The organism is Corynebacterium comes (assembly GCF_009734405.1).
GTDB lineage: Bacteria > Actinomycetota > Actinomycetes > Mycobacteriales > Mycobacteriaceae > Corynebacterium > Corynebacterium comes.
This window is the reverse complement of record NZ_CP046453.1, coordinates 940,311-960,944: the sequence shown is the minus strand read 5'-3', so window position 1 is coordinate 960,944 and position 20,634 is coordinate 940,311. Positions and strand designations below refer to the sequence as shown.

21 protein-coding genes are annotated in these 20,634 nt (G+C 66.6%); 16 read left to right on the top strand and 5 right to left on the bottom strand.

The genetic code is table 11. The features are described from left to right. Positions 1-150 precede the first annotated feature (150 nt). The 7 genes from CETAM_RS04735 to CETAM_RS04705 all read left to right on the top strand — a co-directional run bounded on the left by CETAM_RS04735 (position 151) and on the right by CETAM_RS04705 (position 7,412). The gene (locus tag CETAM_RS04735) at positions 151-948 is read left to right on the top strand and encodes a hypothetical protein (protein ID WP_156227461.1); all 798 of its coding nucleotides are present in this window, start codon (positions 151-153) and stop codon (positions 946-948) included. Continuing rightward, positions 935-1,672, top strand: a complete 738-nt coding sequence (locus CETAM_RS04730; RefSeq protein ID WP_156227459.1) for a GntR family transcriptional regulator — start codon at positions 935-937, stop codon at positions 1,670-1,672. The genes CETAM_RS04735 and CETAM_RS04730 overlap by 14 nt, the downstream gene beginning before the upstream one ends. Positions 1,673-1,976: 304 nt before the next feature. Next, complete coding sequence (locus CETAM_RS04725; protein ID WP_156227457.1) at positions 1,977-2,927, top strand: phosphotriesterase family protein; 951 nt, start codon at positions 1,977-1,979, stop codon at positions 2,925-2,927. A 10-nt stretch (positions 2,928-2,937) separates the two neighbouring features. Beyond that, positions 2,938-3,906: a phosphotriesterase family protein gene (locus CETAM_RS04720; RefSeq protein ID WP_156227455.1), complete on the top strand. Its 969-nt coding sequence runs from the start codon at positions 2,938-2,940 to the stop codon at positions 3,904-3,906. 28 nt (positions 3,907-3,934) lie between these two features. Next, positions 3,935-5,062: an FAD-dependent monooxygenase gene (locus CETAM_RS04715; RefSeq protein ID WP_156227453.1), complete on the top strand. Its 1,128-nt coding sequence runs from the start codon at positions 3,935-3,937 to the stop codon at positions 5,060-5,062. 108 nt (positions 5,063-5,170) lie between these two features. Then, entirely contained in the window at positions 5,171-6,061 is an 891-nt protein-coding gene (locus CETAM_RS04710; RefSeq protein WP_156227451.1) for an alpha/beta hydrolase, read from the top strand. 85 nt (positions 6,062-6,146) lie between these two features. Beyond that, positions 6,147-7,412 (top strand): MFS transporter, encoded by a 1,266-nt coding sequence (locus CETAM_RS04705; protein WP_156227449.1) that lies wholly within the window; start codon positions 6,147-6,149, stop codon positions 7,410-7,412. Positions 7,413-7,484: 72 nt separating this feature from the next. On the opposite strand, the gene CETAM_RS04700 is transcribed toward CETAM_RS04705, so the two are convergent. Beyond that, on the bottom strand, positions 7,485-8,540 hold the full coding sequence (locus CETAM_RS04700) for a zinc-dependent alcohol dehydrogenase family protein (protein WP_156227447.1): 1,056 nt from the start codon (positions 8,538-8,540) through the stop codon (positions 7,485-7,487). Positions 8,541-9,176: 636 nt separating this feature from the next. Here CETAM_RS04700 and CETAM_RS04695 point away from each other — a divergent pair. The 3 genes from CETAM_RS04695 to CETAM_RS04685 all read left to right on the top strand — a co-directional run bounded on the left by CETAM_RS04695 (position 9,177) and on the right by CETAM_RS04685 (position 10,828). Further along, positions 9,177-9,506, top strand: coding sequence for a hypothetical protein (locus tag CETAM_RS04695; RefSeq protein WP_156227445.1), 330 nt, complete (start codon positions 9,177-9,179; stop codon positions 9,504-9,506). 46 nt (positions 9,507-9,552) lie between these two features. Next, positions 9,553-10,023 carry a hypothetical protein gene (locus tag CETAM_RS04690; protein WP_156227443.1) on the top strand — a complete coding sequence of 157 codons (471 nt, stop codon included), beginning with the start codon at positions 9,553-9,555 and terminating at the stop codon, positions 10,021-10,023. Positions 10,024-10,369: 346 nt separating this feature from the next. Continuing rightward, positions 10,370-10,828, top strand: a complete 459-nt coding sequence (locus tag CETAM_RS04685; protein WP_156227441.1) for a GNAT family N-acetyltransferase — start codon at positions 10,370-10,372, stop codon at positions 10,826-10,828. 34 nt (positions 10,829-10,862) lie between these two features. Here CETAM_RS04685 and CETAM_RS04680 read toward each other — a convergent pair whose 3' ends face one another. Further along, positions 10,863-11,462 (bottom strand): L,D-transpeptidase, encoded by a 600-nt coding sequence (locus CETAM_RS04680; RefSeq protein ID WP_156227439.1) that lies wholly within the window; start codon positions 11,460-11,462, stop codon positions 10,863-10,865. Between the two features lie 79 nt (positions 11,463-11,541). Beyond that, positions 11,542-12,453, bottom strand: coding sequence for an MBL fold metallo-hydrolase (locus tag CETAM_RS04675; protein ID WP_156227437.1), 912 nt, complete (start codon positions 12,451-12,453; stop codon positions 11,542-11,544). 132 nt (positions 12,454-12,585) lie between these two features. On the opposite strand from CETAM_RS04675, the gene CETAM_RS04670 reads away from it, so the two are divergent. From CETAM_RS04670 to CETAM_RS04650, 5 genes are all read left to right on the top strand, one after another. Further along, a complete protein-coding gene (locus CETAM_RS04670; RefSeq protein WP_156227435.1) occupies positions 12,586-14,301 on the top strand; it encodes a CocE/NonD family hydrolase in 1,716 nt (571 codons plus the stop codon). Between the two features lie 113 nt (positions 14,302-14,414). After that, positions 14,415-15,029, top strand: coding sequence for a metallophosphoesterase family protein (locus tag CETAM_RS04665; protein WP_156227433.1), 615 nt, complete (start codon positions 14,415-14,417; stop codon positions 15,027-15,029). 87 nt (positions 15,030-15,116) lie between these two features. After that, positions 15,117-15,656, top strand: a complete 540-nt coding sequence (locus tag CETAM_RS04660) for a PepSY domain-containing protein (protein WP_156227431.1) — start codon at positions 15,117-15,119, stop codon at positions 15,654-15,656. Between the two features lie 39 nt (positions 15,657-15,695). Then, the gene (locus CETAM_RS04655; protein ID WP_156227429.1) at positions 15,696-16,322 is read left to right on the top strand and encodes an MBL fold metallo-hydrolase; all 627 of its coding nucleotides are present in this window, start codon (positions 15,696-15,698) and stop codon (positions 16,320-16,322) included. Positions 16,323-16,396: 74 nt separating this feature from the next. Beyond that, positions 16,397-16,963, top strand: coding sequence for a protein-L-isoaspartate O-methyltransferase family protein (locus CETAM_RS04650; RefSeq protein ID WP_156227427.1), 567 nt, complete (start codon positions 16,397-16,399; stop codon positions 16,961-16,963). Here CETAM_RS04650 and CETAM_RS04645 read toward each other — a convergent pair. Both CETAM_RS04645 and CETAM_RS04640 read right to left on the bottom strand, forming a co-directional pair. Further along, a complete protein-coding gene (locus CETAM_RS04645; RefSeq protein ID WP_156227425.1) occupies positions 16,960-17,679 on the bottom strand; it encodes a PIG-L deacetylase family protein in 720 nt (239 codons plus the stop codon). The genes CETAM_RS04650 and CETAM_RS04645 overlap by 4 nt on opposite strands. 57 nt (positions 17,680-17,736) lie before the next feature. After that, positions 17,737-18,372, bottom strand: a complete 636-nt coding sequence (locus CETAM_RS04640; RefSeq protein WP_156227423.1) for a MarR family winged helix-turn-helix transcriptional regulator — start codon at positions 18,370-18,372, stop codon at positions 17,737-17,739. 93 nt (positions 18,373-18,465) lie between these two features. Here CETAM_RS04640 and CETAM_RS04635 point away from each other — a divergent pair, with 93 nt between their 5' ends. Further along, positions 18,466-20,634, top strand: coding sequence for an MMPL family transporter (locus CETAM_RS04635; RefSeq protein WP_156227421.1), 2,169 nt, complete (start codon positions 18,466-18,468; stop codon positions 20,632-20,634).

Sequence of the window (20,634 nt, the reverse complement as noted above, 5' to 3'; positions counted from 1 at the left end):
CGCCGGTTTCTTTCTGAACAGCACGGTGATGCTCCTGTCCTCGGGTGACACAGTGCCCGTCATGTTACTGCGAGGGCGGGATGCCCCGACCGGATCACAGGTCTCGATTGGGCGGCAATCCTACGGCCGACACCTGACTAGGCTGTCTGTATGGCCGTTCCCACCTACCCGCTCGCCCGCCCGCCGGCGGGCACGGACGTCCACTCGCTGCCGATGGAGAGCGTCAGCCAGGCGATACTCTTCTCGCATCTGCGCACGGCGGAACTCATCGAGACAACGGGCACGCTCATCCCCGTGCGCCTGATCCCGGACCTGGTCCGCGGCGGCTGGCGGGTGCTCTGGGGTTACGGCACGATCGGATCGCTGCCCCCCGGCATGCGGGAGGTCTTCCCCGACATCGACCGCGTCCACGCCGCCCGGTGGGAGCCGCTGACGTTCGCGCGGGTGTTCATCAACAGGGAACGCGGGCTTCTCGACGTCGCCGTGGAGCTGCCCGCCCCCGAGCTCACCGTCCCGTGGAATTCGCTGCCGGAGGGCGCCCTGGTACTGCCGCAGGGGCGGCGCTGGCCGGCGGACCTGCCGGCGGGGCCGGACCGCCAGCTGCTGGGCCTGCTCAGGGGGGAGGAGGTGACCCTAGGGGGCGAGGTCGTGGCCACCCTCGACCCGGTGCTCGCCCACCGAATGCGGTCCCATCTGGCCGGTGACACCCCGCTGGGTGTACGCGTCTTCATGGTCAACGGGGAGGCGTTCCTCGACGTCGACGCCGGGGAACCGGTCGCGGTGCACCCGCTGCCGGAACCCGAGCCTGCCCCGGAGCCGGAACCCGAATTCCCCCTGGAGGGGCCGTGGGCGGTGACCATGGAGGCCGCCGACCTGGTCGACCCGATTCCCACCGGTCCCCGAACCATCTCCTTCCCTGTGGTTGACTCAGACCATGTCGACCGGTGAGCTCGACCCCGTATCCGGGGTCCCCATGTACAAGCAGATCAAGGAGATCCTCCGGAGGGAGATCACCAGCGGGACCGCCGACCCGAAGACCCCCATGACGGAAGCGCAACTGCTGGAGCGTTTCGGCGTGAGCCGTGCCCCGATCCGACAGGCCCTGAGCGATCTGACGACAGAGGGGTTCGTCTACCGCAAGCAGGGCAAGGGCACCTTCCCGGTGGTGGGTGCGCGGGTGGACCGCCCGGCGGACATCCGGCCCGGCGGCCTGTTCCAGTTCCTTTCGGCCAAGGGCCTGAAACCCACGTCCGTGGTCTCCACCCCTGAGCGGGTCATTCCTCCGGCCCGGCTCCGGAGCCGGCTGGGTCTGCCGGAGGATGAGCGGCTGCTCCACTTCACCCGGCTGATGTCGGTCGATGGTGAGCCGCTGGTCGACGCCGACGTCTACATCCGCTCCCCCGAGGGCTTCCTTCCCACCGTGGAGTACCTCCAGGAGCAGGGTTCGGCGATGGATCTCCTGGAGCGTGAGTACGGCATCACACTGGACCGCGCCGAGCACGAGGCGTGGGCCACGGCGGCCACCGCCGAGCAGGCCAGCTCGCTGGGTGTGGCGGAGGGCAGTCCCCTGCTGGCGATCGAGACGATCTTCTTCTCCACCGGTGGAGTTCCCGCCGGCTGGCGTCTGGCGATGCATCAGGCCGAGGAATTCAAGTACCACTTCGTCACGTAGCACCATTGATCGCCGCATTCAGGCAGTTGACAGGGTGATTCCGGACATGCCCACCCGAGGGTCGCGAACCTCTTGACTTTGGCATGACATTATGCCAATCTTAACGCAACGACGTTAGGAAGGTCACATTCCCAGGGTAGTGTGCTACGGCTCGCCAGCGGACGGCAAAGCTCTCCGGCACACCAGTACCCTCGTCACCCGCCGCACCCCCACCACGAAAACCCAAGGCTCCACGGGCACCTCCGCCCGACCTTCGGCCATCTTTCGTGACCCCCCACGCCACCAACGCTGAAAGGTCGCGCCCATGACGACAGTCAACACCGTCCTCGGCCCCGTTTCTTCCGCGGAGTTGGGCACCATCGCGGTCCACGAGGCTCTGCTCTCCGTGTTCCCCGGCGCCCAGTACGCCCCCGACATCACCTTTGACCGCCCGCAGATCTTCGCCACCCTCAAGGCCAGGCTCGAGGACTTCCGCTCCCACGGCGGCGGCACCATCGTCGACGCCACCGGCATGTTCCACGGACGTGACCTCCCCCTCCTGGAGGCGCTGTCCAGGTCCACCGGCGTCCACATCATCGCCTCCACCGGCCAGGGCCCCGAGGCCATGCTCGGCGGCTACTTCCTCACCCCGCAGACCAACCCGCCGACCCCGTGGCCGGCCGAGAAGTTCGCGGACCTCTTCGCCAGGGAGGTGACCGAGGGCATGGTGGTTCCGCGCGTCGAGCGTCGCGCGGGCGCCGGCCTCATCGTCACCGCCGTCACCCGGGAGGGCCGCACCGCCACCGACGAGTCCCTCCTGCGCGGTGCCGCCCGCGCAGCCCGGGAAACCGGTGCCCCGATGTCCTTCCAGTACGGGGATGACGCCCTCGGCGACCTCGAGATCGTCCTCTCCGAGGGCCTCGACCCCTCCCGAGCTCTCGTGGGCGGCTGCGACCGCGTCGACGCACCGGTCGTCGAGATCGCCCGCAAGGGCTGCTATGTCGGCATCGACAACGTCGGCACCTCCGCCGAGGGTCTGCTGGACGACACCGCACGGGGCGAGCTCATCCGCACCCTCATCGCCGAGGGCCTGGGCGGGCGGATCATCTGCTCCTCGAACGCCATCGGCGTCGCCAAGGGCCTCGAGCCCCGCGAGGTCCCCTACAGCACCGTCGCCGCAGAATTCGTCCCGGGACTCGGTCTGTCCGAGCAGGACGCCGACCGCATCCTCCGTGACAACCCGCGCAAGTTCATCACCCTCCACGAGACCAACTAAGGAGCACACGTTGTCTTTCGTCAACACCGTCCTCGGCGCGATCCCGGTGGAGGAACTCGGGTTCGTCGCCATCCATGAGCACATCGGCTACGGCATGCCCGGCTCCGAGCTCGACACCACATGGTGGAAGTCTCCGGAAGTGCGCTACGAGGAGACCGTCCCGAAGCTGCGCAGGTTCCACGAGAACGCAGGCGGCGCCGCCACCTTCGTCGACGCGACCGGCATCTGCAACGGCCGGGACATCCCCTACTACCAGTCCCTCTCCGAGAAGACCGGCGTCCACATCGTGGCCTGCACCGGCTTCGTCGGCGGCGACACCGCCCTGCCCCACTTCGAGCGCGCGTCCGTCGAGTACCTCACCGAGGTGTTCATCCACGAGATCACGGTGGGCATCCAGGGCACCAACGCGAAGGCCGGCGTGATCAAGGTCGGCGTCTCCCGCGGTGGCCGCATGACCGAGCTGGACAAGCGCATCTACCGGGCCGCAGCCCGGGCCGCAGTCCAGACCGGCGTGCCCATTATGACGCACCTGGCCATCGACGCCGAACCCGCCATCACCATCTTCCAGGAGGAGGGCCTCGACCTCGACCGTGTCCTGTTCGGCCACGTGGATGACGGGGTCAACCACGCACAGACCCCGACCGAGCGGATCCTCGACGTGGGCGGCCGTCTGGGCTTCGACACCTTCGGCTACGAGACCGAGCTGCCGGACCCGCCGTTCTGGGCACGCCCCCGCAAGGACCGCATGGACCACTTCCTGCGCACACTGGCCGGCGGCCACGTGGACAAGGTCCTGGCCTCCGCGGACGCCAACTGCTCCCCGCTGGGCTGGCCCGGCGTGAAGGGCCACACCATCAACTACATCTTCGAGGTCCTCATCCCGGACCTGAAGCGCAACGGCATCGACGACGCCACGATCCACCAGATCTTCCACGACAACGCCTACTCCTACCTCGCCCAGCAGACCACCCAGGCCTAGCGCCGTCCTCACGGAGAAGAGAAGAACCATGAAGACCGAAGACATCAAGAACCTCAAGATCGCCGTCATCGGCGGCGGTTACGCCGGCGCCACCGCTGGTCTGGCTCTGTCCCAGATCGGCGCCGACGTCAAGGTCTACGAACAGGCCCCCGCATCCGGTGAGGTCGGTGCCGGCATCGGCCTGCGCCCGGCGTCGGTCAAGCTGTTCAAGAAGCTGGGCATCTTCGAGGCCATCGAGAAGGTCACCTCCCCCTCGGACTACTTCGAGATCCTCGACGCCAAGGGCAACCTGATCAACCGCGAGGTCTGGCCGCACCTGGAGGAGGGCGAGGAGAAGCACCACACCCGGATGATCCACCGCCGTGACTTCATCGACGCCCTGACCAGCCAGCTTCCCGAGGGTGTCCTCCAGTATGGTTACCGCGCCGAGGAGATCACCGACAACGGCGACTCCGCCACCGTGAAGTTCGCCAACGGTGAGGAGGAGACCTTCGACATCGTCGTCGGCGCCGACGGCATCAAGTCCCGCGTGCGCGCACTGTGGTCCGACTCCCAGCCGGTCATGCAGCACGCACACGCCTACCGCGCGGTCATCGACGGTTCCATGGGCGAAGGCCTGCTCGTCGACGACAACCTGCGTCTCTACCTGGAGGCCGAGACCGGCCGGATGATCTACTTCCTGCCGCTGCGCCACCGCGGCGAGAACGGCCAGATCTCCTTCGACATCACCGTCCCGCACGAGGACACCACCTGGAACCCGAACGTGTCCAAGGCGGAGGTGCTCGAGATGCTGAAGAACTTCGACGAGCGCCTGATCCGGATCGTGGAGAAGCTCGACTGGGAGCAGGTCAACCAGCGCTCCGCCGCCGATCTGGATCCGCAGGACAAGTGGAACTCCGACTCGATCGTCCTCGTCGGCGACGCCGCCCACGCCATGCTGCACCACCAGGGTCAGGGCGCGAACTCCGCGGTCATCGACTCCGGTGTCCTCGCCGACTGCCTCGTCGAGGCCGACACCGTGGCCGAGGCGCTGGCGCTGTACACCTCGAAGCGCAAGGAGCCGGTTCAGGAGCTGCAGCGTATCTCCCGCGAGTCCTGGAACGCGGAGTCCGCCGGCAAGACCGCCTTCCCCGAGAAGGAGAAGATCGACTACTAGTCGGTCCCACCACCCCACATTCTGATGGCGTCGTCGCCGCTGACCCCCTGGAGCCTGGTCAGCGCGGGGGCGCCATCGCCACACCCTGCAACTCAAGGACGCGAAGAGATGACCCTGCACCCCGAGATCCAGAAGATCGTCGACCAGATCCCGCCGGCCTCCACCACCCCGCCGAACCCCGCCGACATGCGCGCTTTCGAGGCCGGTCACGTCGCCCCGCTCGAGGAGCGCACGCCGATCGCCTCCGTCGGGGACGCCACCCTCGCGGATGTCCCGGTGCGGATCTACGCCGACACCGATGAGCCGAAGGGGACGATCGTCTACTTCCATGGCGGAGCGTTCTTCTCCGGCAGCCTGGACACCCACGACCACGTCGCCCGCGCCCTGGCCAGGGAGACCGGCTGGCGGGTGATCTCCGTCGGCTACTCGCTGTCCCCCGAGGTCGCCTACCCGGTGGCCCTCAACGAGTGCTACGCCGTGGTCCGCGAGGTCGCCGGCTCGCTTTCCGACGCCGCCCCGCTCGCCCTCGCCGGCGACTCCTCCGGCGGCAACTTCGTCGCCGCAGTCACCGCCATGGCCCACGACGACGGCTTCGACCGGATCACCCATCAGATCCTCTACTACCCCTCCGTCGACCTCGACTTCGACCAGGACCGCTGGCCCTCGCTGAGTGAGAACGCGGAGGGTTACGGCCTGGAGTACAACGGCCTCGCCCCCTTCAACTCCTTCTACCTGGAGGGCGGTGCGGACCCGGCCGACCCGCTCGTTTCACCGATCAAGCGTGCAGACCTCTCCGGCCTGCCGAAGGCCCTGGTCATCACGGCAGGCTACGACCCGCTGCGCGACGAGGGCGAGGCCTACGCGGAGAAGCTGCGGGAGGCGGGCGTCGAGACGCAGCTGAAGCGTTACGACGCCGCCAACCACGGCTTCGTCGTCAACTTCTCGTGGATCCCCGAGTTCTACGAGGTCTTCCACGACACCGCCCGTTTCCTGAACTGATCCACCCGCACACGGCGCGCATCAACTGCTGGTGCGCGCCGTTTCGCCTACCCAGACCCTTCATGTGACCCGGAAAGAGGCCACCATGACCACCGCCACCGTATCCACCACAGCCCCCAGGCAGTCCTTCTGGTCCTACGAGAACAAGCTCGTCACGGTGTTCTTCTTCGCCGTCGGCCTCGTGTTCTTCGACCGCCTGATCATCAACTTCCTCATGCCCTTCATCCAGGCGGACCTGGGCCTGAGCAATGCGCAGGTGGGTCAGCTCGCCGGCGCCGCAGCCCTGACCTGGTCGATCGCCTCCATCGTGGGTGGCCGCATCTCCGACCGCGTCAAGAGCAAGCGCCTCTACCTGGTCGTCCTCATGGTCGCCTTCTCCGCGGCGTCGTTCCTGCAGGGCTTCGTGGGCACCTTCGTGCACCTGATCCTCCTGCGCCTGCTCATGGGCATGTTCGAGGGCCCGACCATCCCGGTCACCCAGTCGGTGCTGGCGATGGAGTCCTCCCCGCACCGCCGCGGCTTCAACCTCGGCTTCACCATGAACACCGCCAACGGGCTCTTCGGCGGCGTGCTCGCCCCCGTCATCATCGTCGCTCTGGCCACCATCTTCGACTGGCGCACCGCCTTCTTCTTCACCATCGTCCCGGGCCTGATCATGGCGTTCGTCATCTGGAAGGTCATGCGCGAGCCGCAGGCCGTCACCCCCGAGGCCAGCGACTACGCCCACCCCGACCACAAGGCCGGCCTGGGCGAGGTCCTGCGCAACCGCAACGTGCTGCTGTCCATCGTCATGTTCTCCGGCTTCATGGTCTACCTCATCTCCCTGCAGGTCTTCGGCCCGCTGTTCCTCACCAACATCCGCGGCTGGACCGCCGGCTCCATGAGCCTCATCCTCGCCGCCTTCGGCGTCGGCACCGCCATCTGGGGCTTCGTCGTCCCGCTGATCTCCGACAGGATCGGCCGCAAGCCCACCGCGGTCGTCTTCGGCCTGCTCTCCTCACTCGCGCCCATTTCCTTCGTCTACATCGCCAACCCGGGCCTGCTCAGTCTCGCGGTGTTCGTCTTCGCCGCCGGCATGGGCGTCGGCGGTCTGGCGATGTCCGTCATCCCCGCCGAGTCCGTCCGCCCGGCCGTCGCCGGACTGGCAGTCGGCCTGCCGGTGGGCATCGGTGAGTTCGTCGGCGGCTTCCTCAACCCGGTGATCACCGGTGCCGTCGCCGACCAGTACGGACTGGCCTCCGCGCTGTTCATCTCCTCCGGCGGCGCGCTGGTGGCCACCTTCTTCGCGCTGTTCCTCAAGGAGTCCGCGCCGAGCAGGGTCGGCAACACCCACACGGTTGTCGTGCCGTAGCTCAGGCAGCCAGAAAACCCGGCCCCGGGATTTTCCCGGGGCCGGGTTTCTTCAGGCTCTGCGGCCGGATGTTCAGGCGGTCAGCAGCACCTTCAGCGCCTTGGTCTCCGCAGCCCGGCCGAAGACATCGTAGGCCTCGAGGATGTCCGCCAGTTTGAAGGTGTGGGAGACGAACGGGGTGGCGTCCAGCTTCTTCGAGGCGACCATCTTCAGCAGGATATCGGTGGTGTTCGTGTTGACCAGGCCCATCGTCATCACGATGTTCGAGATCCACAGGGTGTCCAGCGGCAGGTCGACCCCGGTGCCGTGCACACCGACGTTGGCCACGGTGCCCGCCGGGCGGACGATGTCCAGGCACATGGTGAAGGTCTGCGGAATGCCGACCGCCTCGATGGCCACGTCCACGCCCAGACCGTCGGTCAGCGCCATCACCTGCTCCTTCCAGTCCGGATCGGAGGAGAGGACCCCGTCGGTGGCACCGAACTTCTTCGCCTCCTCGACCCGGTTGGCATCCAGGTCAATGGCAATGACACGGGAGGGCCCGTAGAGTCCAGCAGTCAGCATCGCCGCCAGCCCCACCGGGCCCGCGCCGATCACGGCCACCACATCACCGGGCTTGACGTTGCCGTACTGAACGCCGATCTCATGGCCGGTGGGCAGGATGTCCGAGAGCAGCACGCCCTCCGCATCGCTGACCCCCTCCGGCAGCTTGTGCACCGAGGTCTCCGCGAAAGGAACCCGGACGTACTCCGCCTGGGTGCCGTCGATGAGGTGGCCGAAAATCCAGCCGATGCCGGGTGCGCCCTCGTCTGCACGACAGTGGGAGTAGACCCCCTTCTTGCAGTAGTCACAGCGTCCGCAGGCACTCACGCAGGAGAGGATGACCCGGTCCCCCACCTTGAGCGTGGTCACCGCGTCGCCGACCTCGGTGATCGTGCCCACGCCCTCGTGTCCGAGGATGCGGCCCTCGGTGACCGCCGGGACGTCGCCCTTGAGGATGTGCAGGTCCGTGCCACAGATCGTGGTCGCGTCGATCTTCACGATGATGTCGGTGGGCTTCTGGATGACCGGGTCCGGCACGTCCTCCCAGGACTTCTGGCCGGGGCCGTGATAAACGAGAGCCTTCATTGGTTTCTCCTTGTTCAGGGATGCAGCATTCAGAGGGAAGCGATGGCGAAAAAGCTCGGAAGTCTGAAATCACGCAGCGACCTGTCCCCTTGGCGGGGATGGTCACGCCCATGATTTTAGTTCTGCGGGCAACATCTTTCGGCCGGTTCCGGAAACCTTCTGCTCAAAGGTGCGGGCCCACCCCTGATGCGGGTCGCGTCCACCCTCCACCAACCGGACCCGCCGCTAGATCAAGGTGCGATAAACCGGCGCGCCCCGTTCACGTCATCTTTTCCTCGAGCTCCCAGGCCGGCTGACACCATAGCTGCGGTGGCCTGCGCACCGCCCGCAGGAGGACCCCGGCCAAGGTGCGCCTGGCGAGGGGGTCGCAGTGCCGACAGGTATCCCCTACGGGGAAGTGGTGGAAGGACGAGAGGAAGCTGCTGGCGGGCTGGAGATGGTCAGGCCTCTCCGGCAAGCTTGCCTGCCATCGCCGTTTCAACTGCGGCAACCGCTGCATCGGGACACCGCTCCATGACAACGTCCTCGGCTTCCACGAGCGGGCAAACACGTCCACGGTTTCAGGTGAGTAACGCTTTCATAACCGGAGAATGAATATAAGCTGTTACTTGACACAGAATGCGTTAGACTTTTCTTATGCCTGGACTCCGGAGAAGCTCCCCCCTCGATGCGCTGGCCGAATACTCAGACAGGGCCGTGTATGTGGATGGAGTGACAGACAAGGTCACTGCCCGCCAGTTGATTGACAGGGTGATCACGGTGGCTGAACTCATCGCCCTCCCCGAGGTGCACGTCTGGGCCGACGCCGAGGCTCTCCCCCTTCTCGCCGCAGCCGCGGCCGGGATCAAAGATCTCCCGGAAGGCTTTCAGCTGCGCCAGATCGCTGAAAAACCCCTCGCCGTGGCAGAGGGGGGTCTGACATGGCTGTCACGCGACCTGCTGAAACACCCTGCCAACGTCGGGTAAACCTCCTGGTGCCGGCGGAGGGCCCTGTCCCGGATGCGGGGCCGCCATGAAGAAAAGCTGGGTGCTCATTCCTGCCGTCGCCTCCGTGAGTCTGACAGGATGCGGATCACTGGAACCGAGCACCGCCTTGACGGTGACGGTCAGCGGCCACTCGGACCAGGTCAGCAGGGAGCGGGGAGGCCAGGAGCGGTGCTCATATTTTGACGGCTGGCTCAGCTCCGGTGACCGGGTTCTCCTGCGGGATTCCGAAGGGGAGATACTGGGGGTGTCTGATCTCAGGGCTCATGAGCCCTTCCGCGACAGCTCCCAGGGACCTGGTGGGACCACCGTGGTGTGTTCCTGGGAGGCAAGCTTCCAGGATGTTCCGGCCAATCGCCTTGCCTACACCCTCGAGGTGGCTGATTTCGGCGAGGTGGCGCTCTCACGGGAAAGCATCGGGCAGGGCGAAGTCAGTCTTCGTCCGCGTAGTGCGATGGGCGTACTGGCCGGGGAAGACGTGCTTTTCGCGGTCCACTGAAACCCTTCCGCCAGGCCGGGATGCCCCTGCCCATTTCCACTTCCCCACCGGCATCAATCCACCCGCCCGCCGGGGCTCGTCAGGTGCTTTCTGCGCCCTCGGAAGGCTTTGCCGTTCCGGTATACAAGGGATGGGCCAAAACCGTGCAGACGTCCTGGAAAACAGCGCCCCGCAGGACCTGGCCACACGGGGCATTTCACCTTCGTCTTCATACGGCCGGCAACTCTGCGGCACCACCTCCCCGAGCAGGGACAGGTGCCGAAATCATCCGTCTTCGGCTCGGCACGGCCGTATCATGGCGCCAGGAACACATCCCCCGGCGAGAATCGACCGTAGGCAGGCCACCATGACAACCATCCGACCTCTGCGTGCCGACGAGCAGGCTCTCCTCGCCCAGGCCACCCTGGGCAACGTGAACTGGGCCGGGCCCCGCATCGCCCTCGACGACATCAGGACCACACCCGAGCTGTCCCACTACGTGGCCTCCGACGAGGGGCTGGTGGCGGAGGACGGCGGGCCGGTGGGCGTGGTGTGGCTGCGTTTCTTCCCCGCCGACGCTCCCGGCTACGGCTTCGTCGATGAATCAATTCCCGAGTTGAGCATCTGGGTGGCCGAAGGACACCGGGGAATGGGCCTGGGCGGTCAGCTGCTGACGGAGATCATCGAGCTCGCGCGGGAGAAGAACATGCCGGGCATCAGCCTGAGCGTGGAGAAGGGCAATCCTGCCCGTCACCTCTACGAGCGGCACGGTTTCCTCCCGGCCGGTGGTGGACGCGATCCGGGCACCCTGGTGCTGCGCTTCTGAACCCTCCGGCCTGAACCGCGGTAACGGGATCACCTCAGTAGATGTGGACCATGTCGCCGGCCTGCAGCTCATGGAAATAGATCTCCGCCACCCCGGGGGCGAGCCGCACGCACCCGTGGGAGTCCCCCTCCGGATCTCCCTCATGGAAGGCGTGGCCGACATCGGTGAAATACACGGCGTAAGGCATCGGCGCCATGTCGAAGACGTAGGAGACGTCATGCTCCACCTTGCGGGAGACGTGGAAGCTGGCCCGCGGAGTTTCGTAGCCCGGGCCGCCCTGACCGATCGGGAACGCTCCGTGGGTGATCTCGCCGTTCTCCTGCAGCCAGGCCCGCTGACCGTCGAGGTCGACGCAGGCGCGGGCGACCGGCGGGCAGGTGCCGTAGTCGAACGGGGGCTCAGCCCGTTCGGGCCCGGGTTCCGCCGGCGCCACCGCCGGCGCCACCGCCGGCGCCACCGGGGGCTGCGCCGAGGGCCGTGAGGCCTCTTCCGACCGTCCCTGGTGGTCCGCGTCATCTGCGGAGTGCAGGGTGGCCGCGGCCACCGCACCGGCGGTGGCGGTCATCGTAATGACGCCGACCGTGAAGAAGGTGGCACGGCGCCGCAGACGGGTGGAGCGGGGATCCGGGGGCATGCAGCCAGCCTAGATCAGGATCAACCCCGAAAGAATGGTGGCCGGGGCCGGCGCGGACTCAACCGCAGCCGACGCGTGGTCAGCGGTGGAGGTAGCCGTGCACGGTGGTGAAGAACGGTGACGGCTCCAGGGTGGGGTCCTTCTCGTAGCCGAGTTCGGTGGCGATGGCCTCGTAGGGCGAGTACGGGGAATCCGTCTCCTGGGCGCCGTGGCGCTGGACGGCCGCACGGATGCGGGCCTCGATGTCCAGGCTGTCCTGGAGGGCCCTGTGTGCCGTGGCCCGGTCCAGCTCGACGCCGTAGGGCTCGCCCACAGCGTTGCCGTAGGGGTGGCCCTGATACATGCGGTCGGGCTTGAGCACGTCACGGAGATACTTGAGGGAGGAGCGGTAGGCTTCGGGATCCTCGTAGCCGGGGAAACCGTTGGCGGCGCCGTGGATCTGCACGGCGTCGCCGACGAAGACGTCGTTCTGGCCGTCGATGACGTAGGCGACGGAGCCTTCCGTGTGGCCCGGGGTGTGGTGGACCGTGACGGTCACTCCCCCGCCGAGGTCGATGGTTTCGCCGCCGCGGACAACCACGGTCGGCTGCATCTCGCCGGAGATGACCTTCTGGGCCATGGCGGTCTGCTGGGCCTCTGCGTCCGGGTTGTCCAGGTACTGCGCGCGCAGGCCCAGGTAGTTGTCCACGTGGGCGCGTCGGGAAGCAAGAAGGGGAATATCGGCTTCATGGAGGACGACCTTGGCCTTACGGCCGGTCATCTCCCAGAGGGCGTGGGCGCCGCCCATGTGGTCGATATGTCCGTGGGTGAGCAGGATCCACTCGACGTCTTCGATACGACGCCCGATCTTCGCCAGTTCCGGGGCCATGCCTTCGGCCGGCGAGGAGGCGATGCCGGTGTCGACGATGGCGAGGGAGGGGGCGTCGATGAGGAAGGTGTACAGACCGAATCGGCCCCACGGGGAAATGAGCGGGTGAACGGGAGTGGTCATGGGGGTTTCTCCTGGAGGGAGTTGAGGGCGGGCCTTGCTAACACCACTTTAGTATAATAATATGTCCTATGTCACGCCTCTGGGAAAACCCACCTGGCGACCCCGTGCAGGACGCGAAGGAGCAGCCCACACATGGCCGATTACACCACGATCACCGCCGGAAACCAGCAGATCGCAGTGCGCAAGGACGTGCGTATTCCCATGCGGGACGGCGCCCTCATGGCCGCCGACGTCTACCACAAGCCCGACGACACCCCCCGCCCTGCGCTGATCGCCCTCTCCCCTTATGGCAAGGAACTCCAGGCACTGTCCTTGACCATGCCCGCCCAGTACCGCCCCTCAGTCCTTTGGGACGGCTGCATCGAGGCCGGCGACATCGCGCGCGTCGTGTCAGAGGACTACGTCCACGTCATCGGCGACGTCCGCGGCACCGGCTATTCCGAGGGTGAGCACATCGGCAACTACAACGCCGGCGGCACCTCCCTGGGCGAGGACGCCTACGACCTCATCCAGTGGGTCGCCGAGCAGCCCTGGTGCGACGGCAACGTCGGCATGATCGGCACCTCCTACTTCGGTTCCATGTCCGTCCTCGCGGCCGCAGAGAACCCGCCGGCGCTGAAGGCCATCTTCGTCAACGGAGGCCACTACGACTTCTACGAGACCACCTACCACGGCGGCGTCATGTGGCTCATGCCGCGGGCCGCCCGGGAAGGCCGTGGCGGCGACTCCGGCTGGGCATTCACCGACGGCGTGAAGTCCCGCATGCTGGAGGAGTTCAGCCCCGAGGAGGTCCGGGCCCGCGTGGCCGAACGCCTCACCGACGCCGACGTCGCCGGTTGGCCGAACATGTTCCACCTCCTGCACTACCCCAAGAACCACGAGGCGTGGTTCGACATCGTCCTCAACGACCTGGACGGGCAGTGGTACGAGGAGCGCAACCCGATCACCCTGGCGAAGAACATCACGATCCCCACCTACCTGCAGATCGCCCAGGGCCGCGGCTGGACCATGGACGGCACCATCGAACTCTTCGACACCGTCCAGGGTCCGAAGAAGCTGGACGTCCTCCCCTACCCGCCGATGAACTCCCGCCCCTTCGTCGACGCCCACGACGAGATGTTCGCCTGGTACGACTACTGGATCAAGGGCATCGACAACGGCGTCATGGACGGGCCGACCGTGAGCATCCACGTCGAGGGTTCCAACCACACGGAGACCGGCACGCAGTTCCCGACCAGGGAGATCGAGTACCGCAACCTCTACCTGCGCCCGCGCCACGTCCTCTCACAGACCCCGGAACCGCTGGGGCCGGAGTACGCCGCACCGGAGTCCTTCACCCAGCTGCCGATGACGCTGACCAATGACACCGCCATGATCTCCTGGTCCACCGCCACGTTCACCGAGCCGACCCAGATGATGGGCACCGGCGCCGCCCACATCTTCGCCGCCCTTGACCAGGACGACACCAACTTCATCCTGCGCCTGTGGGACATCGCGCCCAACGGCAGGCGCCAGCTGGTGACCACCGGTTATCTCAAGGCCAGCCAGAACGAGCTCGATGAAGACCGCTCCACCGAGGGCAACCCGATCCACCCGCACACCTCGAAGAACCCGGTCACCCCGGGTGAGATCAACGAGTACGTCATCCGCATCTACCCCTTCGCGGCCACGTTCATGCCCGGCCACACACTCCTCGCCGAGCTGTCCAACAACGAACCGATGTCCGACGAGCACAACTCCCTGCTCCCGCCCGACGCCTTCCACCTGCCGATCGGCCGCCCCACCACCACGACCGTCTACCGCGACGCCCTCCACGAGTCGCGCCTGGTGCTGCCCTACGTGAAGTAGCCCCCTGCTTCCCGACGCCCGCCCCGCCCGGTGTCGTGGCGGGCGTTTCCGTACGGAACGCAGCGGTCTGAACCTATCCTGGAGATACGAGTAACTCCTGCGGAAAGGCCGTCATGCTCACCATCGCTGGCATCAACCGCCCGGTCGACTTCCTCACCTCCGACCATCACTTCGGGCACGAGCACATGTCGGGTGTGTTCGGCCGCGACTATGAGGGGCGGGTGGGTGAGATGAACGCGATGATGATCGAGCGGTGGAACGCCGTGGTGGATCCCGGGGACACGGTGCTCCACATCGGGGACTTCGCGATGGGCGTCCGGGCCGAGACACTACCCCTCGCGCAGCAGCTCAACGGCACGATCCTGCTCATGCCCGGCAACCACGACTCGATCTCCCTGCTCCAGGATCCCGGGTACGCGGAGCGCAAGCGACCACTCTACGAAGCCACTTTCGCCCTGATCCTCCCCGAGACCGGCGACCGGCTGGTCACCAGCGCCGGCAACGAGGCCATCGTCTCCCACTATCCCTTCCCTTTCGTGGACCCCCACGCCTCGGAGGAAATGCTCGCGCTGATGCCGGTCGACGACGGCCGCACGCTCCTGGTTCACGGCCACACCCATGAGCCGGAGGTGGTTGACGGCCGGCAGTTCCACGTCGGCGTGGACGCCCATGACTTCTACCCGGTCCCCGCATCCGTGGTCGAAGAGTGGATCGACGCCAACTCCTGAGAACTCTCCTCCTCGCTCCATGTTCATCCTCTACGGTGAAAAGAGATCGACACATAAGCCGAATCTTCAACAAGGAGTGAGAAAACCATGACCTCCCGCCACATCCTCGCCGCAGGAATCACCGTCAGCGCCGCCCTTTTCCTGGGCGCATGCACCGGATCCGACGATGCCTCGACACCGGACACCGCCACCGCCACCGACGAGACGTCCACCGCCACGGAAACAACCGTCGCCGATCGACAGACCGGCGACGACCCGGTCTTCGGCGCCATCGACGCCGTACTCGCTCAGCACGGCGACGGAATCATCGTCGACATTGACCGTGAAGACGACCGCGAGACCTACGACATCGACGTCGTGGTGGGCAACGAGGTCATCGAGCTCGAGGTCGACTCGGACGGCACCGTCCGCGAGGACGAGCGGGAGGGCGAGGATGAGGACGTCGTCAAGGCACAGGCCGCCACCGTCACCGCTGCAGAGGCGATCCGCGACGCCTTGAACCAGCACCCGGACGGAATCCTCGACCAGGCCGAGCTGGACGAGGACGACGGCGTCCTCCGCTGGAAGATCGAACTGGACGACGCCGACCGCAAGGATCTGGTCGAGCTGGAGCTGCCCGCCAACTAGCGGTGGCCGGGCCCGGGTCGGGCAGGCACAATTGAGGCCATGAAGATCACCCGCCGATACCATTCCTGCGTGGAACTGTCGAAGGGCCGGTCCAGGCTCATCATCGACCCGGGTTCCTTTCAGGTCCCGGACAACCTGGCCGAGGTCGACGCTGTCCTGGTCACCCACATCCACCCCGACCACGTCGATGTGCAGGCCCTGGCCGCCGCCCGGCGGCATAACCCGCAGATCGCGATCTACGGGCCGGCCGAACTGGCCGACCACACCGACCTCGATGTCATCACCGTCGCCGACGGTGACATCTTCACCGTCGGAGCCATCGAAATCGCGGTACATGAGGCGCCGCACGGCACAGTCACCCGCTCCACGCCGCTCCCCACAAACCTCGGTTTCCTTGTCGACGGTCGCGTCCTCCACACCGGCGACTCCTTCCCCGTGCTCGCAGGCGTCGAGGTCGCTCTCATTCCGGTCAGCGCGCCCTGGCTGAAGATGCTGGACGTGGAGGATTTCCTCCGGGCCAGCAGACCGATCAGATTCATCGGCGTCCACGACGGCATCGACAACGAATTCGGCTTGAAGCTACGCAGGGGCCTGCTGGGCAGGCTCGCCGAGGAACACGGACTGGAGTATCTGCCGCTGCGACCCGGGGAGTCCGTCGAAGTGTGATCGGAGGGTTCCTTTTCATGCGCTGAGCTGCTATGATTCCGGAAAATGCCGCGTCAGCGCACGGAGGTGCCCTCATGAACAACCGGGTCAGTAGTGCGATGGCGCGTGTCAACCGCGCGGGCTTCCTTCCCGCCCATGCGCGGGGGGAGGCCTATGTGGACGCCCCCATCGCGATCGGGCACGGCCAGACCAATTCCCAGCCCTTCACCGTGGCCTTCATGCTCACGCTTCTCGACGTCCACCCCGGCCACCGCGTCCTCGACGTGGGTTCCGGTTCAGGGTGGACCTCTGCGCTGCTGGCGGAGCTCGGCGGCACCGTCAGCGCCGTCGAACTCGTCCCCGAGCTGGTTGAGTTCGGACAGAACAATCTGCGGGCTGCCGGCTTCGATGACATCACGGTCCACCAGGCCACCGACGGGGTCTTCGGGCTGCCGGACCTGGCACCCTTCGACCGGATCCTCGTCTCCGCCGAAGCCGATGAGATCCCGCAGGATCTCATCGATCAGCTGAGAATCGGCGGCCTGATGGTCATCCCCGTTTCCGGCACCATGCTGCTGGTTGAGCGGCTGTCCGAGGACGAGTCGGCGGTGTCCCGGCACGGCGCGTTCCGTTTCGTGCCGCTGCGGCGGTCACGGGACTAGATCTGCTCGAACACCCGGAAGGAGACGGCGTGCTCGCCGTCCGGCTGGGAGAGCATCTCCGGTATGAACTCCTCGGGCTTCGGATGATCCGGCAGCGCCGCAAGATAGACCTCGTGGCAGCTCAGGGATCTCACACCTGCCTGGTGTGATTCCTCATCGACCACGACGCGGTGGGTCGGCTCGCCCGGGTTGACCACCAGCAGGCGGCTCGTCTTGTGCGCCGGCAGGTCCAGGTCACGATGGACCCACGGGTTGTCGGCGTCGCGGACGGCGTCGACAGTCATGAGCCCGGCCACCCGGTGGTCCGCCTGGTTGAAGGTGCCGTAGGCCTCGAGCTCGAAGTTCGCGGTGATGACCGTATCCGGCCGGAACTCACGGATGCGCTCCGCGATGTCCCTGCGCAGCTCCATCGACTCCATGAGCTGGCCGTCCGGGTGATGCAGCAGGGTCAGATCAGTCACACCGACGGCCTCGCAGGCCCGGTGCTGCTCCTGCGCACGCAGCGGGCCGACCTCCGCCGGATCCAGGTGGCGGATACCGGCCTCACCGTGGGTGAGAAGCAGGTAGCTGACCTCCACCCCGGCGCGGGTCCACATCGCCACGGCACAGGACAGGCCGTACTCGGCGTCGTCGGGGTGGGCCGCCACGACGAGAACCCGCTTGAACCGGGACCAGTCGTAGTTCGGCAGGACGGCGGTTTCAGGAGACGTTGTCATGGCATCACAGTACCGGCAGGAGGTACCGTTCCGCCCGCAGATCAGAGGCGCGAACTGCTACTCCCCCGCTGTCTGCCTGACCCATTCCATCCCCGTCTCCAGTTCGACGGCGGTGTCACGGAGGAAGCGGATGACCACGTCCCGCTCCGCCGGACTCAACCGGGCGGCGGCATGGAAGCGCCGGGCCTGCTGGGCCCCGACCGTCTCCATCGCCACAGTTCGGGTTTCCTCGGTGATATGGATGCTGTGCGAACGACGGTCACTGGGGTGCGGACTGCGGGTGATGTGCCCGTCGCGTTCCAACCTGTCGAGAAGCTTGGTCGTCGAGGCGCTGGTGATACGAAGGTGGTTGGCCAGAACTGAGGCGGTCACCACCCCGCCGGTGTTCGAGGAGACGATGAGGAAGTGCAGTGCTCTCATGTCGGTCTTGCCCAGCTTCATGTACTCCAGCGACGCCTGGGACAGTCGCTCCTCGACGTCGCGGAGGTTTCCCATCGCCTGCATGAGGGCGGTGATCTGACGCATGTCCGCAACAGAGGTGCCGCTGCGGTCGACGAGTCTGCCCTGGGGGTCGTTCGCCTCTACCCCGTACATGGCGGCTGGCCTGCCGGGGGCATCGCCGGAAGAAGGACCGTCGGGCGCCAGCGAGGCGGCGTCGATCCCCTTAACGGGCTCCGGATGCTCCGATTTCATGAAAGTATACTAGCACGCCATATATTAAGCTAGGCTAGTTTCTTCCTAGGCTTATAAAGACCGTTCAGACATACGTCCCCCGGAAGGATCACCATGTACCCTCGCGTGCCCCGTTGGCTTCGTGTCCTCCTGCCCGCAGTCCTCATACTCGTGTGGTTGGCGGGTGCGGCCGTCGGCGGACCCTACTTCGGCAGGGTCAACGAAGTGTCGACGAACGATCAGACGCTCTACCTCCCGGAATCCGCCGACGCCTCTGTCGTCCAGCAGAAGCTCGGCGAATTCACCGACAGTGAGGCCATACCGGCGGTCGTCGTGTTCGTCGGCGAGCAGGTACTGAGCGACGCTCAGTTGGGGGCGATCGGGACCCAGCTCGAAGAGGTGGCCGAACTTCCCGTGGTCGCCGGCGACGTGTCCCCGCCCATTCCCTCCGAGGACGGGCTCGCCGCCCAGGCATTCATCCTCCTGGATGCCACTGCCGATACCGGTGAAGCCGTCGAGTCCCTGAGCGGGACGCTTCGCGACGGGCAGCCCGACGGCGTGTCCGTCTACGTCACCGGCCCGGCCGGCTTCGCCGCCGACCTGGGCGCGGCTTTCGCGGGCATCGACGGGCTTCTGCTCGCGGTGGCACTGGTCGCGGTCTTCACCATCCTGATCATCGTCTACCGTTCCCTGCTGCTGCCGATCGCTGTGCTCGCCACCAGCATGTTCGCACTGTGCGTGGCGCTGCTGAGTGTGTGGTGGTTGGCCAAGGCGGACGTTCTGCTGCTGAGCGGCCAGACCCAGGGGATCCTCTTCATCCTGGTCATCGGCGCCGCAACCGACTACTCACTGCTCTACGTCGCCCGCTACCGCGAGGAGCTCAGGCACACCCCGGGCACGTGGGAGGCCACCTTCCGCGCGCTCCGCGGTTCCCTCGAACCGATCCTCGCCTCCGGCGGCACCGTGATCGCAGGCCTCCTCTGCCTGCTGCTCAGCGACCTCAAATCGAACAGCACGCTGGGCCCGGTGGCCTCCGTCGGCATCATCTTCGCCATGGCCTCTGCACTGACCTTCCTGCCCGCTCTGCTCTACGCCCTCGGCCGTACCGCCTTCTGGCCGCGCCGCCCCGTCTACGATCCCGAGGCCGGCGACGGGGCCGCCTCCACCCAGGGTCTGTGGGCCCGGGTGGCCCGCAACGTGAAGCGCAACCCTCGGGTCCTGTGGATCGGCACGACGATCGTCCTGGCGTTCGGCGCCCTCGGCGCAACCCAGCTGCAGGCCGGCGGCGTCGCACAATCGGAGCTGATACTCGGGGAATCGCAGGCACGCGCAGGCCAGCAGGCGCTCGGAGAACACTTCCCCGGCGGCTCCGGGTCGCCGGTCTACGTCCTGGCCGATCAGACGCAGGCTTCCGAGGCCGCCCGCGTGATGTGGGGCCAGGACGGCATCGGAGGCGTGAGCGTCACCGCGCAGGACTCGCCTACCGGCAGTTCCCCGGTCGATGAGAGCGGAAGTGTGCAGCCGCTCTTCGGCGCCGGTCCCCCGCCGGAGCCCACGGTCGTCGACGGTCGGGTGCTGCTGCAGGGCACGCTGGCTTCCGCGGCTGACTCCGCCGCAGCCCAGGAAACGGTCCGGGAGCTGCGCGCCGGGCTGGAAAGCGTCCCGGGCGAGGTCCTGGTCGGTGGAGTGACCGCCACGGCGATCGACACCAATGACACCGCAATCGATGACCGGAACCTGATCATCCCGGTTGTCCTGGTCGTCATCCTGTTCATCCTCATGCTCCTGCTTCGTTCAGTCATCGCCCCGGTGCTCCTGGTTCTCACGACCGTCCTGTCCTTCGGCACCGCCATGGGCGTCGCGGCGCTGGTGTTCAACGAAATCCTGGGATTCCCGGGAGCGGACCCGGCGGTACCGCTGTACGGCTTCGTGTTCCTGGTGGCACTCGGAATCGACTACAACATCTTCCTGATGACCCGGATCCGCGAGGAGTCCCTGACCCATGGCACGTACCAGGGGGTGCTCCGCGGACTGACGATCACCGGCGGGGTCATCACCTCTGCCGGCATCGTCCTGGCGGCAACCTTCGCGGCGCTGGCGGTCATCCCGATCCTGTTCCTCGTGCAGCTCGCCTTCATCGTCGCCTTCGGCGTCCTCCTGGACACCTTCGTGGTGCGCACCCTGCTGGTCCCGGCCCTCGCCTACGACATCGGGCCGAAGATCTGGTGGCCCTCCAAGCTCGCCGAGGGCGAGGAGGCCCCGGCGCTGAGCCACGCCCGCTGA